Source organism: Polymorphobacter sp., assembly GCF_048007885.1.
GTDB lineage: Bacteria > Pseudomonadota > Alphaproteobacteria > Sphingomonadales > Sphingomonadaceae > Sandarakinorhabdus.
Map to the genome: position 1 here is coordinate 785,191 of NZ_CP180346.1, position 17,109 is coordinate 802,299.

Below are 17,109 nucleotides of genomic sequence, written 5' to 3' on the forward strand. Positions count from 1 at the left end.
ACGACAGCGTCCATGCAGACTCCCCAGATCCGAGTGCGCGGCGCCCGCGAGCACAACCTCAAGGGCATCGACGTCGACCTCCCCAAAAACAGCCTCACCGTCATCACCGGCCTCTCCGGCTCCGGCAAATCCAGCCTCGCCTTCGACACCATCTACGCCGAAGGCCAGCGCCGCTATGTCGAGAGCCTCTCGGCCTATGCCCGCCAGTTCCTCGAAATGATGCAAAAGCCCGATGTCGAACACATCGAAGGCCTCAGCCCCGCCATCAGCATCGAGCAGAAGACCACCAGCAAGAACCCCCGCTCCACGGTCGCCACCGTCACCGAAATCTATGATTACATGCGCCTGCTGTGGGCGCGCGTCGGCATCCCCTACAGCCCCGCCACCGGCCTCCCCATCACCGCCCAGACCGTCTCCCAGATGGTCGACCGCGTCATGGAACGCCCCGAAGGCTCCCGCCTCTACCTGCTCGCCCCCCTGATCCAGGACCGCAAGGGCGAATACCGGAAGGAACTCGCCCAGCTCCAGAAAGACGGCTTCACCCGCGTCAAGATCGACGGCCAGTTCCACGACATCGAAGACGCCCCCGCCCTCGACAAGAAGCTGAAACACTCGATCGACGTCGTCATCGACCGTCTGGTCCTCAAGCCCGGCCTCGAATCCCGCCTCGCCGAAAGCTTCGAGACCGCCCTCAAGCTCGCCGGCGGCCTCGCCATCATTGAGACCGCAGATGACGCCGCCACCCGCACCCTCTTCTCCGAAAAATTCGCCTGCCCCGTCTCCGGCTTCACCATCCCCGAAATCGAGCCCCGCCTCTTCTCCTTCAACGCCCCGCAAGGCGCCTGCCCGGCGTGCGACGGTCTCGGCGAAAAGGCCATCTTCGATCCCGAGCTCATCGTCCCCAATCACGCCCTCACCATCGAGAAGGGCGCCGTCATGCCCTGGGCCAAGTCCCAGCCCCCCTCCCCCTATTACATGCAGGTCCTCGCCTCGGTCGGCCGCGCCATGGGCTTCACCCTCAAGTCCAAATGGCAGGATCTCACCCCCCAGGCCCAGCACGCCGTCCTCCACGGCACCGGCGGCCACCCCATCACGCTCCGCTTCGAAGACGGCCGCAAGGCCTATGAGGTCAACAAGCCCTTCGAAGGCGTCATCGCCAATCTCGAAAAACGCCTCGCCGCGACCGAATCCGCCTGGATGCGCGAAGAGCTCAGCCGCTACCAGTCCGCTGCGCCGTGCGAAACCTGCCACGGAGACCGGCTCAAGCCCGAAGCCCTCTCGGTCAAAATCGCCAATGAGACCATCGCCCAGGCCGTCCGCCGCCCGGTCGGTGACGCGCTCAAATGGGCCGAGACCCTCGCCGAAAAGCTCACCCCCAAGCAACAGACCATCGGCACCCCCATCCTCAAGGAGATCGTCGAGCGTCTCGGCTTCCTCAACAATGTCGGCCTCGATTATCTCCACCTCGACCGCAAGTCCGGCACGCTCTCGGGCGGCGAAGCCCAGCGCATCCGCCTCGCCAGCCAAATCGGCTCCGGCCTCTCCGGCGTCCTCTATGTCCTCGATGAGCCCTCAATCGGCCTCCACCAGCGCGACAATGACCGCCTGCTCGAAACGCTGCGCCGCCTGCGCGATCTCGGCAACACCGTCATCGTCGTCGAACATGACGAAGACGCCATCAGGCTCGCCGATCACATCATCGACATGGGGCCGGGCGCCGGCGTCCACGGCGGCCAGGTCGTCGCCCAGGGCACGCTCGAACAGATCCTCAAAACCAAAGGCAGCATCACCGCCGACTATCTCTCCGGCCGCCGCAAGATCGAAGTGCCAAAAAAGCGCCGCAAAGGCAGCGGCAAAAAGCTCACCGTGCACGGCGCGCGCGGCAACAACCTGCAGAACATCACAGCCAGCCTGCCGCTCGGCACCTTCACCTGCATCACCGGCGTCTCCGGCTCCGGCAAGAGCAGCTTCACCATCGACACGCTCTACGCGGCCTCCGCCCGCGAATTGAACGGCGCCCGCCTCCTCGCCAGCCCGCATGACAAGATCACCGGCCTCGAACACTGCGACAAGGTCATCGACATCGACCAGTCCCCCATCGGCCGCACCCCGCGCTCAAACCCCGCGACCTATACAGGCGCCTTCACCAACATCCGGGATTGGTTCGCCGGCCTCCCCGAAAGCCAGGCCCGCGGCTACAAGCCCGGCCGCTTCAGCTTCAACGTCAAGGGCGGCCGCTGCGAAGCCTGCACAGGCGACGGCCTCATCAAGATCGAGATGCACTTCCTCCCCGATGTCTACGTCCAGTGCGACGTCTGCCACGGCCACCGCTACAACCGCGAAACCCTCGAAGTGAAGTTCAAGGGCAAATCCATCGCCGATGTGCTGGACATGACCATCGAAGACAGCCTCGATTTCTTCAAGGCCGTCCCCCCCATCCGCGATAAAATGGCCATGCTCGCCGAAGTGGGCTTGGGCTACATCAAGGTCGGCCAGCAAGCCACCACGCTCTCAGGCGGCGAAGCCCAGCGCGTCAAACTCGCCAAGGAGCTCGCCCGCCGCAGCACCGGGCAGACTTTGTATATTCTGGACGAGCCGACCACGGGGCTGCACTTCGAGGATGTGAAGAAGCTGCTGGAGGTGCTGCACCGGCTGGTGGATCAGGGGAACACGGTCGTGGTCATCGAGCATAATCTCGATGTCATCAAGACCGCCGACTGGGTACTCGATCTGGGCCCTGGCGGCGGGGTCAATGGCGGGGAGATTGTGGCGCAGGGGACGCCGGAGGTTGTGGCGGGGACTGAGGGGAGCTGGACGGGGCGGTATTTGGCGCCGCTGCTGAAAAAGTAGCGCGACCACGTCCGACCACTAATTCGCCCCAAACACGGCCCTCCCCCGTCGCCCCGGCCCTGAGCCGGGGCCTAAGCAACCAGCGCGCCCCCAGCCCCAACCCACCCCCTCACCAAGGCAAAATCTCCCCCCACTCCGGATTCCCCGCCTCCACCAGCGCAATCTTCCAATCCCGCCGCCACCGCTTCACCTGCTTCTCCCGCCGGGTGGCCGCCTCAATCGAGCCAAACCGCTCCGCCCAAACCAGCCGCCGCAACCCCCAGCGCGCACAAAACACCGAGCCAACCCCCGCCTGATGCTCCCCCACCCGCCGCGCCAAATCCGCCGTCACCCCCACATAAAGCACCCCGCGCGGCTTGTCGGTCATCAGATAAACCCAACCCCCCTTCTCCACACGCGCCTCCTTGCCCAATGCCCTCGATCCTAGCCGCCCGGACAGACCACACAACACCCCCCAAACCCGCCGCCAGCGCTCCCGGTCCCCGTCGCCCCGGACTTGATCCGGGGCCTAAGCGCCGCCCACGCCGCTAGCCCCCTACAAGCTCTCCCCCATCGCGAAAAGCGCGCCGCAAATCACCGGATAATGTCCAAGAAAGCCCCGCCAGCTAGCCAACCGATTTTGCCCGTTGCGAAACTCCCGCGTGGCCGGGTGCAACTGCCAACATCCACCTTCATAGCGTTGACGAAAAACAAGCAGCGGCCCCTGGCGATGGTAAATCTCGAAAGCAGTCAGGTCACAAGCCGTGCACCAATCCGTCCCTCTGCCCCAACACATGGACGCCCAGAACGTCAACGGCGCACCAATCAGCCATTCATCCGAGTCCAGCAGGACCAACGACTCCCGCCGCACGGTCTCCGGAATATCGAAAGGGAAAATGGAACTCATCGAAAACAATTGATCGTTTGTCGATCATTTTCAATGGGATAAGTTCCCGTCGCCCCGGACTTGATCCGGGGCCTAAGCGAAGGCCAAGCCGCTAGCCCAACACCAGCGCCCGGTGCCACCGCAACCGCTCGACATTCCCCGCCGTCAGCCCCGCGATGCGCTCGCCCCCCGCCGCGCGCAGCACATCCCGCCCACGCGCCGACAGCCTCGGAGACGCCACCGCAACCCCGTCATCCCCAAAACTCACCAGCAGCTTGTCAAACGCCGCATCCCAAAGCGCCGAAAGCAAAAGCCCATTGTCCGGCTCAAGCCGCTCCGCCTCATCCTCGCAACGGTTCCACGGTACGATATGCGATGCCCTCAGCAACGCCCGGTCAGCCACACCCGTCAGCGGACAGGCCCCACCCCAGCGCGCATCAAGCGCCGCCCGAAAACGGCTCTGGCCGAGGCGCACCCATTGCAACTGCCTGACCTGCGTCGCAATCGCCTCCTCGAGGCTGGCCACGCGCGCCTCCGACGCAAGGCGATATTGGCCCTTGGCATCGAAAATCAGCACGCCATCGTCGCGCAGCTCCTGCAAAATCCGGCTCAGCGTTTGCGCCGGGGTCGCCCCTGTCGAGCCAACATCCGCCACGATCTGCGCGAGTTCGGCGTCAATCAGTCCCTGCCGGGTGATCGTGTCGCCGCGCGCTGCCTGCCGCTGCACGGCGGACCAGACGGCTTGTTTCCATGTCAGCGGCATCGGCGGTCCTCCTGTGACGGGGGACTGTGCCAGTTCCCGCGGCCGGCGGCAAAGCCGCCGAGTCCGCTCCCCTCGTGAAGACAGTAAGAAAGAAAGTGCGCGGCAAAGCCGCGCCGTCGGACGGGTTCTGGCGGCTGCGACCCGCCAGCCCCGCCGTCCGGAAATGCAATGAGTCGGAAATCTGCTTCGCTGATTTCTCGCCATTGCATTTCTGAACCAAATAGGTTACACCTTCCCCCATGAACCAACACATCCCCTTCTCCCCCGTCCCCGTCCGTGCGCGGCATGATGGGTGGACGCCTGCGCGGCAGCATGAGTTCATAATGCGCCTCGCCGATACCGGCTCCGTCACCGCCGCCGCCCAGGGCGTGGGGATGACCGTGCAGACCGCTTATCGGCTGCGCCGCCATCCTGATGCCACCGCGTTCCGCGAAGCGTGGGACCGGGCCGTAGAACAGGCGAGCGGGTTGATCGAGCAGATCGCGCTCAGCCGCGTCCTGAATGGCGAGCGGGAGAGCCGCTATCTTCACGGCACCGAGATCGAGGCCCGCGTCCGCCCTTGTTCCGATCGCCTGCTCATCTACATGCTGGAACGGCAGGAGCGGCAGCGCCGCCAGCGCCAATGGTCCGCCCGTCGCAGCTTCCCAACCCCGGAAGCGTTCGAAACCGCCGAGCTCACCAGCCTCGCCATGCAGGCCGAATCCCTGCCCGATGCCCCCGGCCTTGAAGGGGAGGAACTCACCCCCTTCGATTTCGCCGCCCGCCACCACGCGCCAAAGCTCGTAACCCCCTCGGATTCCAGCACGCCCAACTAACCTTCCTCACCTTCCAGACCCACCAAAACCCCCCAAAAACTCACCTGTTTGATTCAGATCATGGCCTCCCCTGCTTGCCCGTGACATGATGGCGCATCCAAGGAGAGCAACCATGACCACAGCCGAAACCCTGAAAGCCCGCCTCGTCGAGCTCGAAGCCGAAATCGCCCGCCTCGACGGCGAGACCACCCAGCAACTCTCGCCCAAATTCGCCGATCAGGCCAACGACCTCGAAGAACTCGGCACCAACGAAGCCTTGGAGGCCCATTACAAGCAGGAAATCGAGCAGATCACCCGGGCGCTCCACCGCATCGAAGCCGGCACCTACGGCACCTGCGAAAATTGCGGCGCCGATATCAACCCCCAGCGCCTCAAGGCCCAGCCCGACGCCACCCGCTGCATCAATTGCGCTGCCTGAGCGATGCGGCTAACGGGAAGGGATGACCAGTCCCTTCCCCGCTTCGCCGAATGGCTCGCCGCCGCCGAAGCCACAGAACCCAATGATCCCAATGCGGTAGCGCTCGCGACCGCAACAAAAGACGGCCGCCCCAGCGTCCGCATCGTCCTCCTCAAGGGCTGGGATGAGCGCGGATTCGTCATCTACACCAACCTGACGGGTCGCAAGAGCCTCGAACTCAAGGAAAATCCGCGCGCCCAGCTCGATTTTCACTGGAAGACCCAGCGCCGCCAGATCCGCATCGAAGGCAGGGTCGAACAGGTATCCGACGAAGAGGCCGACGCCTATTTCGCCACCCGCCCCCGCCTCTCCCAAGCCGGCGCCTGGGCCAGCCTCCAGTCGCAACCCCTGCCCGACCGCGCCACGTTCGAAGCCCGCCTGCAAGAGGTTCTTGACCGCTATCCCACTGAAATTCCCCGCCCCCCCCATTGGTCCGGCTGGCGCACCGTGCCTGAGCAAATCGAATTCTGGCAAGACCGCGACGGCCGCCTCCACGAACGCGAGGTCTTCACCCGCACCCCCCAAGGCGGCTGGACCACGCACCTGCTCTACCCATGACCAGCTTCCTCAAGATGCACGGCCTCGGCAATGATTTCCTGTTGCTCGATGCCCGCCAAACCCCTGTCAACCTGACCGAAAATCAGGTCCGCAACCTCGCCGACCGCCGCACCGGCGTCGGTTTCGACCAGCTCATCCTCATCGAACCCAGCGACACCGCCACCGTCCGCGCCCGCTTCTGGAATTCGGATGGCAGCGAAGTCCCCTCCTGCGGCAACGGCAGCCGCGCGCTCGCCGTCCATCTCGGCGGCGATGCCACGATCGAAACCGCCGGCGGCCCACTCACCAGCTATGCCAGCGGCACCCAGGCCGAAGTCGATATGGGCCAGCCCCGCTTCGAATGGGACCGGATTCCATTGGCTTACCCCCTCGACACGCTGCACCTCCCGATCAGCTACGATGATCTCACCGACCCCGCAGCATTGAGCGTCGGCAACCCCCATATCGTCTTCGAAGTCGAAAGCGCCGCCGCCGTCCCCCTCGATATCCTCGGCCCCCGCATCGAGCACGACCCCCTCTTCCCCGAGCGCATCAACGTCGGCGTCGCCGAAATCCGCGCGCCGGATCACATCATCCTGCGCGTCTGGGAGCGCGGCGCCGGCCTCACCCGCGCCTGCGGCACCGGCGCCGTCGCTGCGGTGGCTGCGCTGCAAAAGCGCGGCAAGGTCGGCGCCCAAGTCCTTGTTTCCATGCCCGGCGGTGATCTCACCGTCCGCACCGACGCGGCCGGCCACCTCCATCTCGCCGGCCCCGCCATCATCGCCTACCGCGGCGAGATCGATCTTGAGGCCTTCGCATGAGCTGGCTCGATCGCCTCAAGTCCGGCCTAACCCGCAGCAGCACCAAGCTCGCCGACAGCCTGTCCGGCCTCGCCACAGGCACCATGCCGCTCGATGAAGCCCGGCTCGACGAGATCGAAGACGCGCTCATCACCGCCGATCTCGGCCCTGCGGTGGCCGCCCGCATCCGGCAAAAGCTCGAAGGCCCCCGCTTCGAGCGCGGCATCGACGAGCCCGGCCTCAAGGCCGCCATCGCCGAGGAAATCGCCAATATTCTCAGCCCCTACGCCAAGCCGCTGGCCATCACCGCCTTTCCCCGCCCGCATGTCATCCTCGTCGTCGGCGTCAACGGGGTGGGCAAGACCACCACCATCGCCAAGCTCGCCCGCCGCTTCACCGAACAGGATTATTCGGTTATGCTGGCCGCCGGTGATACGTTCCGCGCCGCGGCCATCACCCAGCTCGGCATCTGGGCCGAGCGGGTCGGCGTGCCCCTCATCAGCGGCGAACAAGGCGCCGACGCCGCCGGCCTCGCCTACACCGCGCTCGAAAAGGCCCAAGCCAGCGGCACCGATGTGCTCATCATCGACACCGCCGGCCGCCTGCAGAACAAGGCCGGCCTGATGGACGAGCTGGCCAAGATCCGCCGTGTCCTGCAAAAGCGCAGCCCTGCCGCCCCCCATGATACGCTGCTCGTTCTCGACGCCACAACCGGCCAGAATGCGCTCTCGCAGATCGAGGTCTTCCAGCAGGTCAGCAAGGTCAGCGGCCTGGTCATCACAAAGCTCGACGGCTCGGCCCGGGGCGGCGTCATCGTGGCGGCTGCCGAGCGCTTTCACCTGCCCATCCATGCCATCGGCGTTGGTGAAGGCATGGACGACCTGCGCCCCTTCGAAGCGCAAGACTTCGCCGCCGCCATCACCGGCCGCTAGCGGCTCCCGGGTTGCAAATCTTCCGTTTTTCCTGTCAATAGAGGCCATAGCCCCCATCTGGAGACCTACCCATGATCCGTGCTCGCATCATCGCAGCTTCGCTTGCCGCCGCCACGCTAATCGCCGCGCCGGTTCTCGCGCAGGGCGGCCCCATCGAACAGCGCAAGGCCATGATGAAGAGCAATGGCGGCGACACCAAGGCTGGTGCCGACATGCTCAAGGGTGTGACGCCCTATGACGCCGCCAAGGCCAAGGCGATCTTCACCAACATGCATGACGTCGCCTCCAAGTTCGGCGGCCTCTTCCCGGCCAACAGCAAGACCGGCGGCAAGACCGAAGCAGCCCCTGCCATCTGGGAAAAGCCGGCCGAATTCAAGGCCGCCGTTGCCAAGTTCGAAGCTGATACCGGCGCCGCCATGGCCGCCGACCTCTCGACCAAGGAGGCCTTTGGCGCGCAGTTCGGCAAGGTGACCGCAAACTGCCGCAGCTGCCACGAGAGCTTCCGCGTCAAGCTCGACTGAGCCGCCCCGGGTGAAGCTCCTCGCTCGCCTGTTGGCGCTCGCCGGCCTCGGCGCACTGGCCTTCTATCTGCTCACGGCTCCCTCCAGGCTGGATGAGACGGAGATCGCAGCCGAAGGCAGCGGCAGCGCAGAGCGCGGCGCCCGCCTGTTCTGGGCGGGCGGCTGCGCCTCCTGCCATGCCGCCGACGATGCCAAGGGCGAAGACCGGCTGAAGCTTGGCGGCGGCGCGCCGCTCGAAACCCCGTTTGGTACCTTCTACGGCCCCAACATCTCTCCTCACACCGATGGTCTGGGCAGCTGGACCCTGGCTGATTTCGCCAATGCCATGCAGCGCGGCGTCGGCAAGTCGGGTCGCCATCTCTATCCCGCCTTCCCCTACACCAGCTATGTGAAGATGACCCCGGCCGACATCGCCGACCTCTACGCCTATCTCCGCACACTCCCGCCTGTGGCCGGCAGGGCCCCCGACAACAAGCTCGCCTTCCCTTATAATGTCCGCCGCGGCCTCGGCCTTTGGAAGATCGCCTTTGGCGAAGACGCTGCTCCCATCGTCGCTCTTTCTGCCAGCGCGGGCGACGTCGAACGGCGCGGCCAATACCTGGTCGAAGGCCCCGGCCACTGCGGCCAGTGCCACACGCCCCGCTCCCAGAACGGCCTTGGCGCGCTCGATCATGCCAAATGGCTCGCCGGCGCGCCCAATCCCGATGGCCGCGGCCGCATCCCCAACATCACACCCGGCGCGCTCGAATGGTCAGCCGGCGAAATCGCCGATTATCTCGCCACCGGTTTTACACCAGAATATGACAGCGTCGGCGGCTCGATGGTCGAGGTTCAGACCAATATGGCCGAACTGCCCGGTGAAGACCGCGCCGCCATTGCCGCCTATCTCAAGGCTATCCCCACCCACCAGAGCGAATGAGCGCGCAGCGGCGGTTGTTGACCGCACCCATGAAAAGGCATAAGGCGACCGCAACCCCAGCAATGGGAAAAGCTGCGTCCACGGATGCACGCTGGCCGACGAGTGTTCGTCCGCCGGCGTGGTATTCGTTTTGAGGAAGTGATTTTGTTCGACAGTCTTTCAGACCGTCTTGGCAATGTGTTCGAGAAGCTCCGCGGCCGCGGAGCGCTGACCGAGCTCGACGTGCGCGCGGCGATGCGCGAGGTGCGGATCGCCCTGCTCGAGGCTGATGTCGCGCTGCCGGTGGTCAAGGACTTCATCGACAAGGCCACCGAGCGGGCGATCGGCGCTGAGGTGATCCGCTCGGTCACGCCCGGGCAGCAGGTCGTCAAGATCGTCAATGATGCGCTGGTCGAGCTGCTTGGCGCTGAAGCGCAGGGCCTGAACATTCCCGCAACACCGCCGGCGGTGCTGATGATGGTCGGCCTGCAAGGCTCGGGCAAGACGACGAGCACCGCCAAGCTCGCCAAATTCCTGACCGAGCGCCAGGGCAAGAAGGTGCTGATGGCCTCGCTCGACGTCGCCCGCCCGGCCGCGCAGGAGCAGCTGCGCGTGCTCGGCGAGCAGACCGGCGTGGCGACGCTGCCGATCGTGGCCGGCCAACCGCCGGTGGCCATTGCCGAGCGCGCGCGCCAGGCGGCAAAGCTGCAGGGCTATGATGTCGTGATGCTCGACACGGCGGGCCGGCTTTCGGTCGATGCCGCGCTGATGGCGGAAATGGCGCAGATCGCCAAGGCGACCGGCCCGCACGAGATCTTGCTCGTCGTCGATGCCTTGACCGGGCAGGACGCGGTGAGCACGGCCACGCTGTTCAAGGCCGAAGTGCCGCTGACCGGCGTGATCCTCACCCGCATGGACGGCGATGCCCGCGGCGGGGCGGCGCTGTCGATGCGCGCCATCACCGGCCAGCCGATCAAATTTGCCGGCACCGGCGAAAAGCTCGATGCGCTGGAAGCGTTCGATCCGCAGCGTGTTGCCAACCGCATCCTCGGCATGGGCGATATCGTCGGCCTGGTCGAGCGCGCGGCCGCCAATGTGGAGCAGGAAGACGCCGAGCGCATGGCCGAGAAGCTGGCCAAGGGCCAGTTCGACCTTGACGATCTCGCCGCCCAGCTGCGCCAGATGAAGGCGATGGGCGGGCTCGGCGCGCTCGCCTCGATGATGCCGGGCATGGCGCAGGCCAAGAAGGCCATGGCCAGCGGCGGCATGGACGAGAAGCTGCTTGGCCGCATGGAGGCGATCATCTCGTCCATGACCAAGACGGAGCGGGCCAAGCCCGCGATCATCACTGCCAAACGCAAGATCCGGATCGCCAACGGGTCGGGCACCACGGTGATGGAGGTCAACCGCGTTCTCAAGATGCAGCTCGAAATGGCCAATGCCATGAAGAAGCTGCGCAAGATGGGCGGCATGAAGGGCATGGCCGCCATGCTCGGACGGATGGGCAATTCGCCCGGCGGCATGATGGCGGGTCTTGGCGGGCTGCTTGGCGGACCCGGTGGACCGGGCGGCGCAAACAAATTCAACAAACGATAGAATTAACCGAAGGAAGATACTGAAATGGCTCTTGCAATCCGACTCGCCCGTGGTGGCATGAAGAAGCGCCCCTATTACCGGATCGTCGTCACCGACGGCCGCAACCGCCGCGACGGCAAGTTCATCGAAAAGATCGGCGTCTATGACCCGCTGCTGCCCAAGGACAGCGCCGAGCGCGTCAAGCTTGACGGCGAGCGCGCCGCGCACTGGCTGAGCGTTGGTGCCCAGCCGTCGGACCGGGTCGCCCGCTTCCTCGACGCCGCTGGCATCCGCACCCGCGCGCCGCGCAACAACCCGCAGAAGGGCGAGCCGGGCGCCAAGGCCAAGGAACGGCTTGAACTGGCCGCGCAGAAAGCTGCTGAAGCCGCCGAGGCCGCGGCTGCTGCCGAAGCGGAAGCCGCTGAAGCTGCTGCGGCCGAGGCTGCCGCCGCTGCCGAAGCCGCTGCGGCGCCGGCCGAGGAAGCGCCTCTTGAGGAAGCCCCTGCCGAGGAAGCTGTTGCCGAGGAAGCTGTTGCTGAGGCAGCCCCTGCAGAAGAGGCTGCCGCTGACGAAGAGCCCAAGGCCTGAAGCCTGATGCGCGCGGTCGGCAGATTTTCATGTCCGGTCGCGTGACCCTTGCTGCCGTCGCCGGTGCCCATGGCATCGGCGGCGCGGTGCGGCTCAAGCTGTTCACCGCCTCGCTTGAGAGCCTGCACCTGCAGAAGGTCTTTCACGCCGGCGACCGGACGCTGACCCTGCAGGACCTGCGGCCCGACAAGGCCGGCGCCATTGCGCGCTTTGCAGAGATTGCCGACCGGACCCAGGCGGAAGCCTTGCGCGGCACGACGCTTGAGGTGCCGCGCGAGCATTTGCCCCCGCTGGAAGAGGGCGAATATTATCATGTCGACTATATCGGCCGCACCGTGGTTGCGCCCGATGGCGCGCTGATCGGCACGGTCAAGTCGGTCGAGAATTTCGGCGCCTCCGACATTCTCGACATTGAGCTGACGGGCGGCAAGACGGCCATGGTGCCCTTCACCCGCGATGTCGTCGGCGAAGACGGGGACCGGCTGGTGATCGACCCCATATGGTTGGGGTGATGAGCGGCAACGCCGGCTGGTCGGCCACGGTGCTGACCCTCTACCCAGAGATGTTCCCCGGCCCGCTCGGCCATGCGCTTGCCGGGCGCGCGCTGGCGGATGGCCTGTGGACGTGCACCGCGCGCAATATCCGCGATGCCGCCACCGACAAGCATCGCACCGTCGACGACACGCCGGCCGGTGGTGGCCCCGGCATGGTGCTGCGCGCCGATGTCGTCGCCCGCGCGCTTGATGCCGTGAGCGATGGCGCGCCACGGATTGCGCTCACGCCGCGCGGCGCGCCGCTCACCCAGGACCGTATCCGAAGCCTTGCCCAGGGCCCCGGCGTGACCCTGATCTGCGGGCGTTTCGAAGGTTTTGACGAGCGTCTGTTCGAAGCGCGCGACATCGAGCAGATCTCGATTGGCGATTTTATCCTGTCGGGCGGTGAAACGGCGGCGCTGGTGCTTCTCGATGCTTGCGTCCGCCTGCTGCCCGGTGTAATGGGCGCGGCTTCCAGCGGTGTGGATGAGAGCTTCGAAAGCGGCCTTCTCGAACATCCGCATTATACAAGGCCCGCTCTTTGGGAGGGCCTTGAGATCCCCGAAGTGTTGCGATCGGGGGATCACGCGAAAATCGCCGCCTGGCGATTGGCGCGGTCCGAGGAGGACACACGGTCAAGGCGGCCGGATCTTTGGCAGCGTCATTCCGACGCCGCGGATCAGTCGCCCTCTGGCGCGCGACAACAGAAAAAGGACGTATGAGATGAATCTCATCCAGAACTCTTGAAGCCGAACAGGTCGCCAAGCTCATCGAGGGCCGCGAGATTCCCCAGTTCAAGGCCGGTGACACGCTGCGCGTCGGCGTGCGCGTTGTCGAAGGCCAGCGCACCCGCGTGCAGAATTTCGAGGGCGTGTGCATCGCGCGCTCGAACCGCAGCATCAACAGCAATTTCACTGTGCGCAAGATCAGCTACGGCGAAGGTGTCGAGCGCGTCTTCCCGCTCTATTCGCCCTCGATCGAGAGCATCACCGTGGTGCGCCGCGGTGTCGTGCGCCGCGCCAAGCTTTATTATCTGCGCGGCCGCTCGGGCAAGTCGGCCCGTATCGCCGAAGAAAAGTAAGCGGCAAATGGGCCTGCCCGCGCGGCAGGCCCCTTTGTCAATCCGGCCTCGGCCCCCTACAAGGGGGGTGTGAATCGGCTCCCCTCCTCCGGCGACCTGCAAGGCGGCGTCCATCGTCTTCCTGTGCGTGTCTATTATGAGGACACGGACAATAGCGGCATCGTCTATCATGCCGGCTATTTGCGCTGGTTTGAGCGCGGCCGCACCGAAATGCTGCGCCATGTCGGCATCACCCATATGGCGCCTGACATTGCCGCTGCCGGCTATTTCGCCGTTGCCGACATGAATATCCGCTGGCTGCGCCCGGCGCGGCTCGATGATGCGCTGATCATCGAAAGCCGGGTCTCGCGCCTGCGCGCCGCCGCCGTGGTGCTGACCCAGACGATTGTTCATGATGAGGCAACGCTGTGCACGGCAACGGTGACAGCTGCCCTGCTCTGCCCGGACGGTCGCCCCCGCCGCCTGCCGAAAGACTGGGAGAACCAGTTCCTCGCCCTCCAGCAAGAAGCCGAAGCCGCCTGATGGACCCTGTTGCCGCCACCACGATCAGTCCTCTCGCGCTGTTTCTCGAGGCCGATCTCGTCGTCAAGCTGGTGATGCTGGGCCTGCTTGCCGCCTCAATCTGGTCCTGGGCGATCATCTTCGAGCGCAGCCGGGCACTGCGGCGCATCAACAACGAAGCCGCCCAGTTCGAGGACTGGTTCTGGAAAGCCGAAAACCTCGACACGCTGATGGCGCCAGCGACCAAGGCCAACCACCCGTCCGCCCGGCTGTTCGTGGCCGGCATGACCGAATGGCGGCGCAGCCTCGGCGGCGGGCGCTTCGACAAGTCAGGGGTGCGCAGCCGGCTGGCCGCGATCGTGCAAGTCAGCATCACGCGGGACATCGATGCGCTGTCGGACCGGCTCAACATTCTCGCCACCATCGGCGCAGTGGCGCCCTTCGTCGGCCTGTTCGGCACGGTCTGGGGGATCATGCGCAGCTTTACCGCGATTGCGGCCTCGCAGAACACCACGCTGGCCGTGGTTGCACCGGGCATCGCCGAGGCGCTGTTCGCCACGGCGATCGGCCTGTTTGCCGCCATCCCGGCCGTTATCGGCTACAACCGGCTGCTGCATGGCGTGGGGCGCCTCGAAGGGCGGCTGGCCGCCTTTGCCGAGGAGTTTCAGGGCTTGCTCAGCCGCCAGCTCGACTCGCTGGAGACCAAATAGCCGTGGCGATGACCGGCCCCCGATCCAGCGGCAAGCGGCGCGCGCCGATGGCCGAGATAAACATCACGCCGATGGTCGATGTGATGCTGGTGCTGCTCATCATTTTCATGGTGGCAGCGCCGCTGCTGGTTGCCGGCGTGCCCGTTGACCTGCCCGAGAGCAAGGCCGGGGCGCTGGCCGAGGATGACACGCCCATCCAGCTCAGCCTCGACGCCGAGGGGCGCATCTTCATCGACCAGCAGGAGATCAGCATCGAGGGGCTGGGCGAGAAGCTGGCGGCGCTGCGCGAAGCGCGCACCGATGAGGCCCGGGTCTATGTGCGCGCCGATCGCGGCCTTGATTATGGCCGCGTCATGCGCGTGGTTGGTGACGTGTCCGCCGCTGGCTTTCGCCGCGTTGCGCTGGTCTCGGACGGTGAAAGCCCCAACGCCGACGCGCGATGACGGCAAGCCGCGCCACCCTGCCCCCTCTCGCGGCGCCCAGCGGGGCCGAGCCGCGCGCCATCGCACTGGCCACGCTGGCCCATGTGCTGCTGTTCGCCGCCTTCAGCCTGAGCTGGCAATGGTTCAACAGCCCGCTGCCGCCGGCGCAGGAGATCATGCCGGTCGAATTCGTCGACATCGCCGATGTGCCGCGCGTGACCGAAGCGCCCAAGCCCTCGATCGAGGCCGCACCTCAGGAGAGTGCCCCGCCCGAACCCGCGCCCGAGCCAGACCCCGCGCCAGCACCTGAGCCGGAACCGGAACCAGTCCCCACCGTGAAGGCAGAGCCGGCGCCGCCCAAACCGGCCACCGTGGCGCCCAAGCCGCCAAAGCCACCGGCACCCAAGCCGCTCGACACATCGCAACTCTCCAATCTCATCGACAAGGCGCTGCCCAAGGCCGACCGCAAGCCGCTCGATACCTCTGCGCTCGCCAAGACGATCGAGACGGCGCAAAGCCGGACAGCGACCATCGACCCGCGCGCCGCCGCCACGCTTGCACAGGCCATCCGCGCCCAAGTCGCCCCGTGCTGGAACCCGCCGCTCGGCGGCGCTGATGTCAGTGACATGACCGTTGTGATCGCCGCTGAATATGCCCCCGATGGTCGGGTGATGGGCACGCCGCGCGTGATCGACCAGACCGGGGTGACGACGCGCAACGGCGATTATGCCCGCGCCTTTGCCGAAACGGCGCGCCGCGCCGTGCTGCGCTGTTCTCCGCTCAAATTGCCGGCAGAGCTTTACCCGCAGTGGAAATCGGTCGAAATCAACTTCGACCCCGAACAGATGACCTGATTTGAAGGAGGCCCCATGAAAGCCCCACGCCCCGCGCTTATTCTGGCCCTGCTCGCGGCTGCTCTGGCCGCCCCGGCATCGGCGCAGCTCCGTGTCGATATCAACAGCGGCATCAGCCAGCCGATGCCCATTGCCGTGCCCGCCTTTCCGGCCACCGCCGAGATCGAGACAGCGGCTGGCACCACCACATCGCTCGGCATCCGCATCGCTGATGTCATTGCCAATGATCTGCGCGGCTCCGGCCTGTTTCGTCCCATCGCACCAGCGGCCTTTACCACCAGCGTCACCACGGCGACCGTGCTGCGCCCGGAGTTCGCCGCCTGGCGCACCGTGGCGGCGCAGGCGCTGGTCACAGGCAGCGTTACCCCTAATGCCGATGGCAGCATCCTGCTCGCCTGCTATGCCTATGATGTCTTTGCCGGCGAGGAGCTGACGCGCCAGGGCTTCATCACCTCGGCCGCCGGCTGGCGCCGCGCGGCGCACAAATGCGCCGATCTCGTCTACAGCCGCCTGACCGGCGAGGGCGGATATTTTGACAGCCGCATCATCTATATTTCCGAAACCGGGCCACGGTCGCGGCGGATCAAGCGCCTTGCGGTGATGGATCAGGACGGCGCCGGGCACCGCTTCCTGACCTCGGGGCAAAACCTCGTGCTGACCCCGCGCTTCAGCCCGACCCAGCAAACCATCACCTACATGAGCTATGAGAATAACAGGCCCCGCGTCTGGCTCTACCGTCTGGGCACCGCCAGGCAGGAATCGCTCGGCACGTTTCAGGGCATGAGCTTCGCACCGCGCTTCTCGCCCGATGGCAAAAGCCTCATCTTCTCGATGGCGGTGGGCGGCAACACCGATATCTACACGCTCGACATCGAGACCAAGCGGATGGCCCGGCTGACCACCCAGCCCGGCATCGAGACCTCGCCGAGTTATTCGCCCGATGGCACGCGGATCGTCTTCGAGTCCGACCGCGGCGGCAGCCAGCAGCTCTATGTGATGAACGCGGATGGATCCGACCAGCAGCGCATCAGCTTCGGCGAGGGCCGCGCCGCCTCGCCGGTCTGGAGCCCGCGCGGCGATCTGATTGCCTTCACCCGCTTCGGTGCCGGGCGTTTCGGCATCAATGTCATCCGCCCCGATGGCAGCGGCGAGCGCCAGCTCAGCAACGGCTATCAGGACGAGGCGCCAACTTGGTCTCCAAACGGTCGGGTCATCATGTTCCAGCGGCAGGCGCGGGGCGGTCCGCCATCGCTCTGGTCGGTCGATCTGTCCGGCCAGAATGAGCGCAGGCGCCCGACGCCGCTCGATGGGTCGGACCCCGCATGGTCCCCGCTGCTCGACTGACTTGCCGCGCGCTCACATAAAAGCTAAACAAATGACTGTTATCAGGGTTGCTCAGCAGGGGAT

The 17,109-nt window shown here is 65.8% G+C and carries 20 protein-coding genes and 1 pseudogene; 18 read left to right on the forward strand and 3 right to left on the reverse strand.

The genetic code is table 11. The features are described from left to right. The first annotated feature begins 12 nt into the window (after window positions 1–12). Window positions 13–2,850, forward strand: coding sequence for an excinuclease ABC subunit UvrA (gene uvrA / locus ACMVO5_RS03710; RefSeq protein ID WP_416908729.1), 2,838 nt, complete (start codon window positions 13–15; stop codon window positions 2,848–2,850). A gap of 109 nt (window positions 2,851–2,959) precedes the next feature. On the opposite strand, the gene ACMVO5_RS03715 is transcribed toward uvrA, so the two are convergent. From ACMVO5_RS03715 to ACMVO5_RS03725, 3 genes are all read right to left on the reverse strand, one after another. Further along, entirely contained in the window at window positions 2,960–3,244 is a 285-nt protein-coding gene (locus ACMVO5_RS03715) for a GIY-YIG nuclease family protein (RefSeq protein WP_416908730.1), read from the reverse strand. Between the two features lie 141 nt (window positions 3,245–3,385). Continuing rightward, a complete protein-coding gene (locus ACMVO5_RS03720; protein ID WP_416908731.1) occupies window positions 3,386–3,736 on the reverse strand; it encodes a hypothetical protein in 351 nt (116 codons plus the stop codon). A 91-nt stretch (window positions 3,737–3,827) separates the two neighbouring features. Next, window positions 3,828–4,478 carry an HNH endonuclease gene (locus ACMVO5_RS03725; protein ID WP_416908732.1) on the reverse strand — a complete coding sequence of 217 codons (651 nt, stop codon included), beginning with the start codon at window positions 4,476–4,478 and terminating at the stop codon, window positions 3,828–3,830. 323 nt (window positions 4,479–4,801) lie between these two features. Here ACMVO5_RS03725 and ACMVO5_RS03730 point away from each other — a divergent pair, with 323 nt between their 5' ends. The 17 genes and pseudogenes from ACMVO5_RS03730 (at window position 4,802) to tolB (ending at window position 17,046) form a co-directional block, all read left to right on the forward strand. Then, on the forward strand, window positions 4,802–5,293 hold the full coding sequence (locus tag ACMVO5_RS03730; protein WP_416908733.1) for a hypothetical protein: 492 nt from the start codon (window positions 4,802–4,804) through the stop codon (window positions 5,291–5,293). A gap of 112 nt (window positions 5,294–5,405) precedes the next feature. Continuing rightward, window positions 5,406–5,711 carry a TraR/DksA family transcriptional regulator gene (locus ACMVO5_RS03735; protein ID WP_416908734.1) on the forward strand — a complete coding sequence of 102 codons (306 nt, stop codon included), beginning with the start codon at window positions 5,406–5,408 and terminating at the stop codon, window positions 5,709–5,711. Window positions 5,712–5,714: 3 nt separating this feature from the next. Next, on the forward strand, window positions 5,715–6,308 hold the full coding sequence (gene pdxH / locus ACMVO5_RS03740; protein WP_416908735.1) for a pyridoxamine 5'-phosphate oxidase: 594 nt from the start codon (window positions 5,715–5,717) through the stop codon (window positions 6,306–6,308). Next, the gene (gene dapF / locus ACMVO5_RS03745) at window positions 6,305–7,108 is read left to right on the forward strand and encodes a diaminopimelate epimerase (RefSeq protein ID WP_416908736.1); all 804 of its coding nucleotides are present in this window, start codon (window positions 6,305–6,307) and stop codon (window positions 7,106–7,108) included. Before pdxH ends, dapF begins: the two co-directional genes overlap by 4 nt. Continuing rightward, complete coding sequence (gene ftsY, locus ACMVO5_RS03750) at window positions 7,105–8,019, forward strand: signal recognition particle-docking protein FtsY (protein ID WP_416908737.1); 915 nt, start codon at window positions 7,105–7,107, stop codon at window positions 8,017–8,019. Before dapF ends, ftsY begins: the two co-directional genes overlap by 4 nt. A 71-nt stretch (window positions 8,020–8,090) precedes the next feature. Then, on the forward strand, window positions 8,091–8,540 hold the full coding sequence (locus tag ACMVO5_RS03755; protein ID WP_416908738.1) for a c-type cytochrome: 450 nt from the start codon (window positions 8,091–8,093) through the stop codon (window positions 8,538–8,540). Window positions 8,541–8,550: 10 nt separating this feature from the next. After that, on the forward strand, window positions 8,551–9,459 hold the full coding sequence (locus ACMVO5_RS03760; RefSeq protein ID WP_416908739.1) for a c-type cytochrome: 909 nt from the start codon (window positions 8,551–8,553) through the stop codon (window positions 9,457–9,459). Window positions 9,460–9,603: 144 nt separating this feature from the next. Further along, complete coding sequence (gene ffh, locus ACMVO5_RS03765; protein WP_416908740.1) at window positions 9,604–11,034, forward strand: signal recognition particle protein; 1,431 nt, start codon at window positions 9,604–9,606, stop codon at window positions 11,032–11,034. Window positions 11,035–11,058: 24 nt separating this feature from the next. Continuing rightward, window positions 11,059–11,601: a 30S ribosomal protein S16 gene (gene rpsP / locus ACMVO5_RS03770; RefSeq protein WP_416908741.1), complete on the forward strand. Its 543-nt coding sequence runs from the start codon at window positions 11,059–11,061 to the stop codon at window positions 11,599–11,601. Window positions 11,602–11,630: 29 nt separating this feature from the next. Next, a complete protein-coding gene (gene rimM, locus ACMVO5_RS03775) occupies window positions 11,631–12,113 on the forward strand; it encodes a ribosome maturation factor RimM (protein WP_416908742.1) in 483 nt (160 codons plus the stop codon). Further along, window positions 12,113–12,856 carry a tRNA (guanosine(37)-N1)-methyltransferase TrmD gene (gene trmD / locus ACMVO5_RS03780; protein WP_416908743.1) on the forward strand — a complete coding sequence of 248 codons (744 nt, stop codon included), beginning with the start codon at window positions 12,113–12,115 and terminating at the stop codon, window positions 12,854–12,856. The genes rimM and trmD overlap by 1 nt, the downstream gene beginning before the upstream one ends. Before the next feature lies 1 nt (window position 12,857). Next, window positions 12,858–13,215: pseudogene (gene rplS / locus ACMVO5_RS03785) on the forward strand (50S ribosomal protein L19). Window positions 13,216–13,284: 69 nt separating this feature from the next. Continuing rightward, the gene (locus ACMVO5_RS03790; RefSeq protein ID WP_416908744.1) at window positions 13,285–13,737 is read left to right on the forward strand and encodes a YbgC/FadM family acyl-CoA thioesterase; all 453 of its coding nucleotides are present in this window, start codon (window positions 13,285–13,287) and stop codon (window positions 13,735–13,737) included. Next, window positions 13,737–14,426, forward strand: a complete 690-nt coding sequence (gene tolQ / locus ACMVO5_RS03795) for a protein TolQ (RefSeq protein WP_416908745.1) — start codon at window positions 13,737–13,739, stop codon at window positions 14,424–14,426. The genes ACMVO5_RS03790 and tolQ overlap by 1 nt, the downstream gene beginning before the upstream one ends. An 8-nt stretch (window positions 14,427–14,434) precedes the next feature. After that, window positions 14,435–14,869: an ExbD/TolR family protein gene (locus ACMVO5_RS03800; protein ID WP_416908746.1), complete on the forward strand. Its 435-nt coding sequence runs from the start codon at window positions 14,435–14,437 to the stop codon at window positions 14,867–14,869. Continuing rightward, window positions 14,866–15,702 (forward strand): hypothetical protein, encoded by an 837-nt coding sequence (locus tag ACMVO5_RS03805; protein WP_416908747.1) that lies wholly within the window; start codon window positions 14,866–14,868, stop codon window positions 15,700–15,702. Before ACMVO5_RS03800 ends, ACMVO5_RS03805 begins: the two co-directional genes overlap by 4 nt. Before the next feature lie 15 nt (window positions 15,703–15,717). Next, a complete protein-coding gene (gene tolB / locus ACMVO5_RS03810) occupies window positions 15,718–17,046 on the forward strand; it encodes a Tol-Pal system beta propeller repeat protein TolB (protein ID WP_416908748.1) in 1,329 nt (442 codons plus the stop codon). Window positions 17,047–17,109 lie beyond the last annotated feature (63 nt).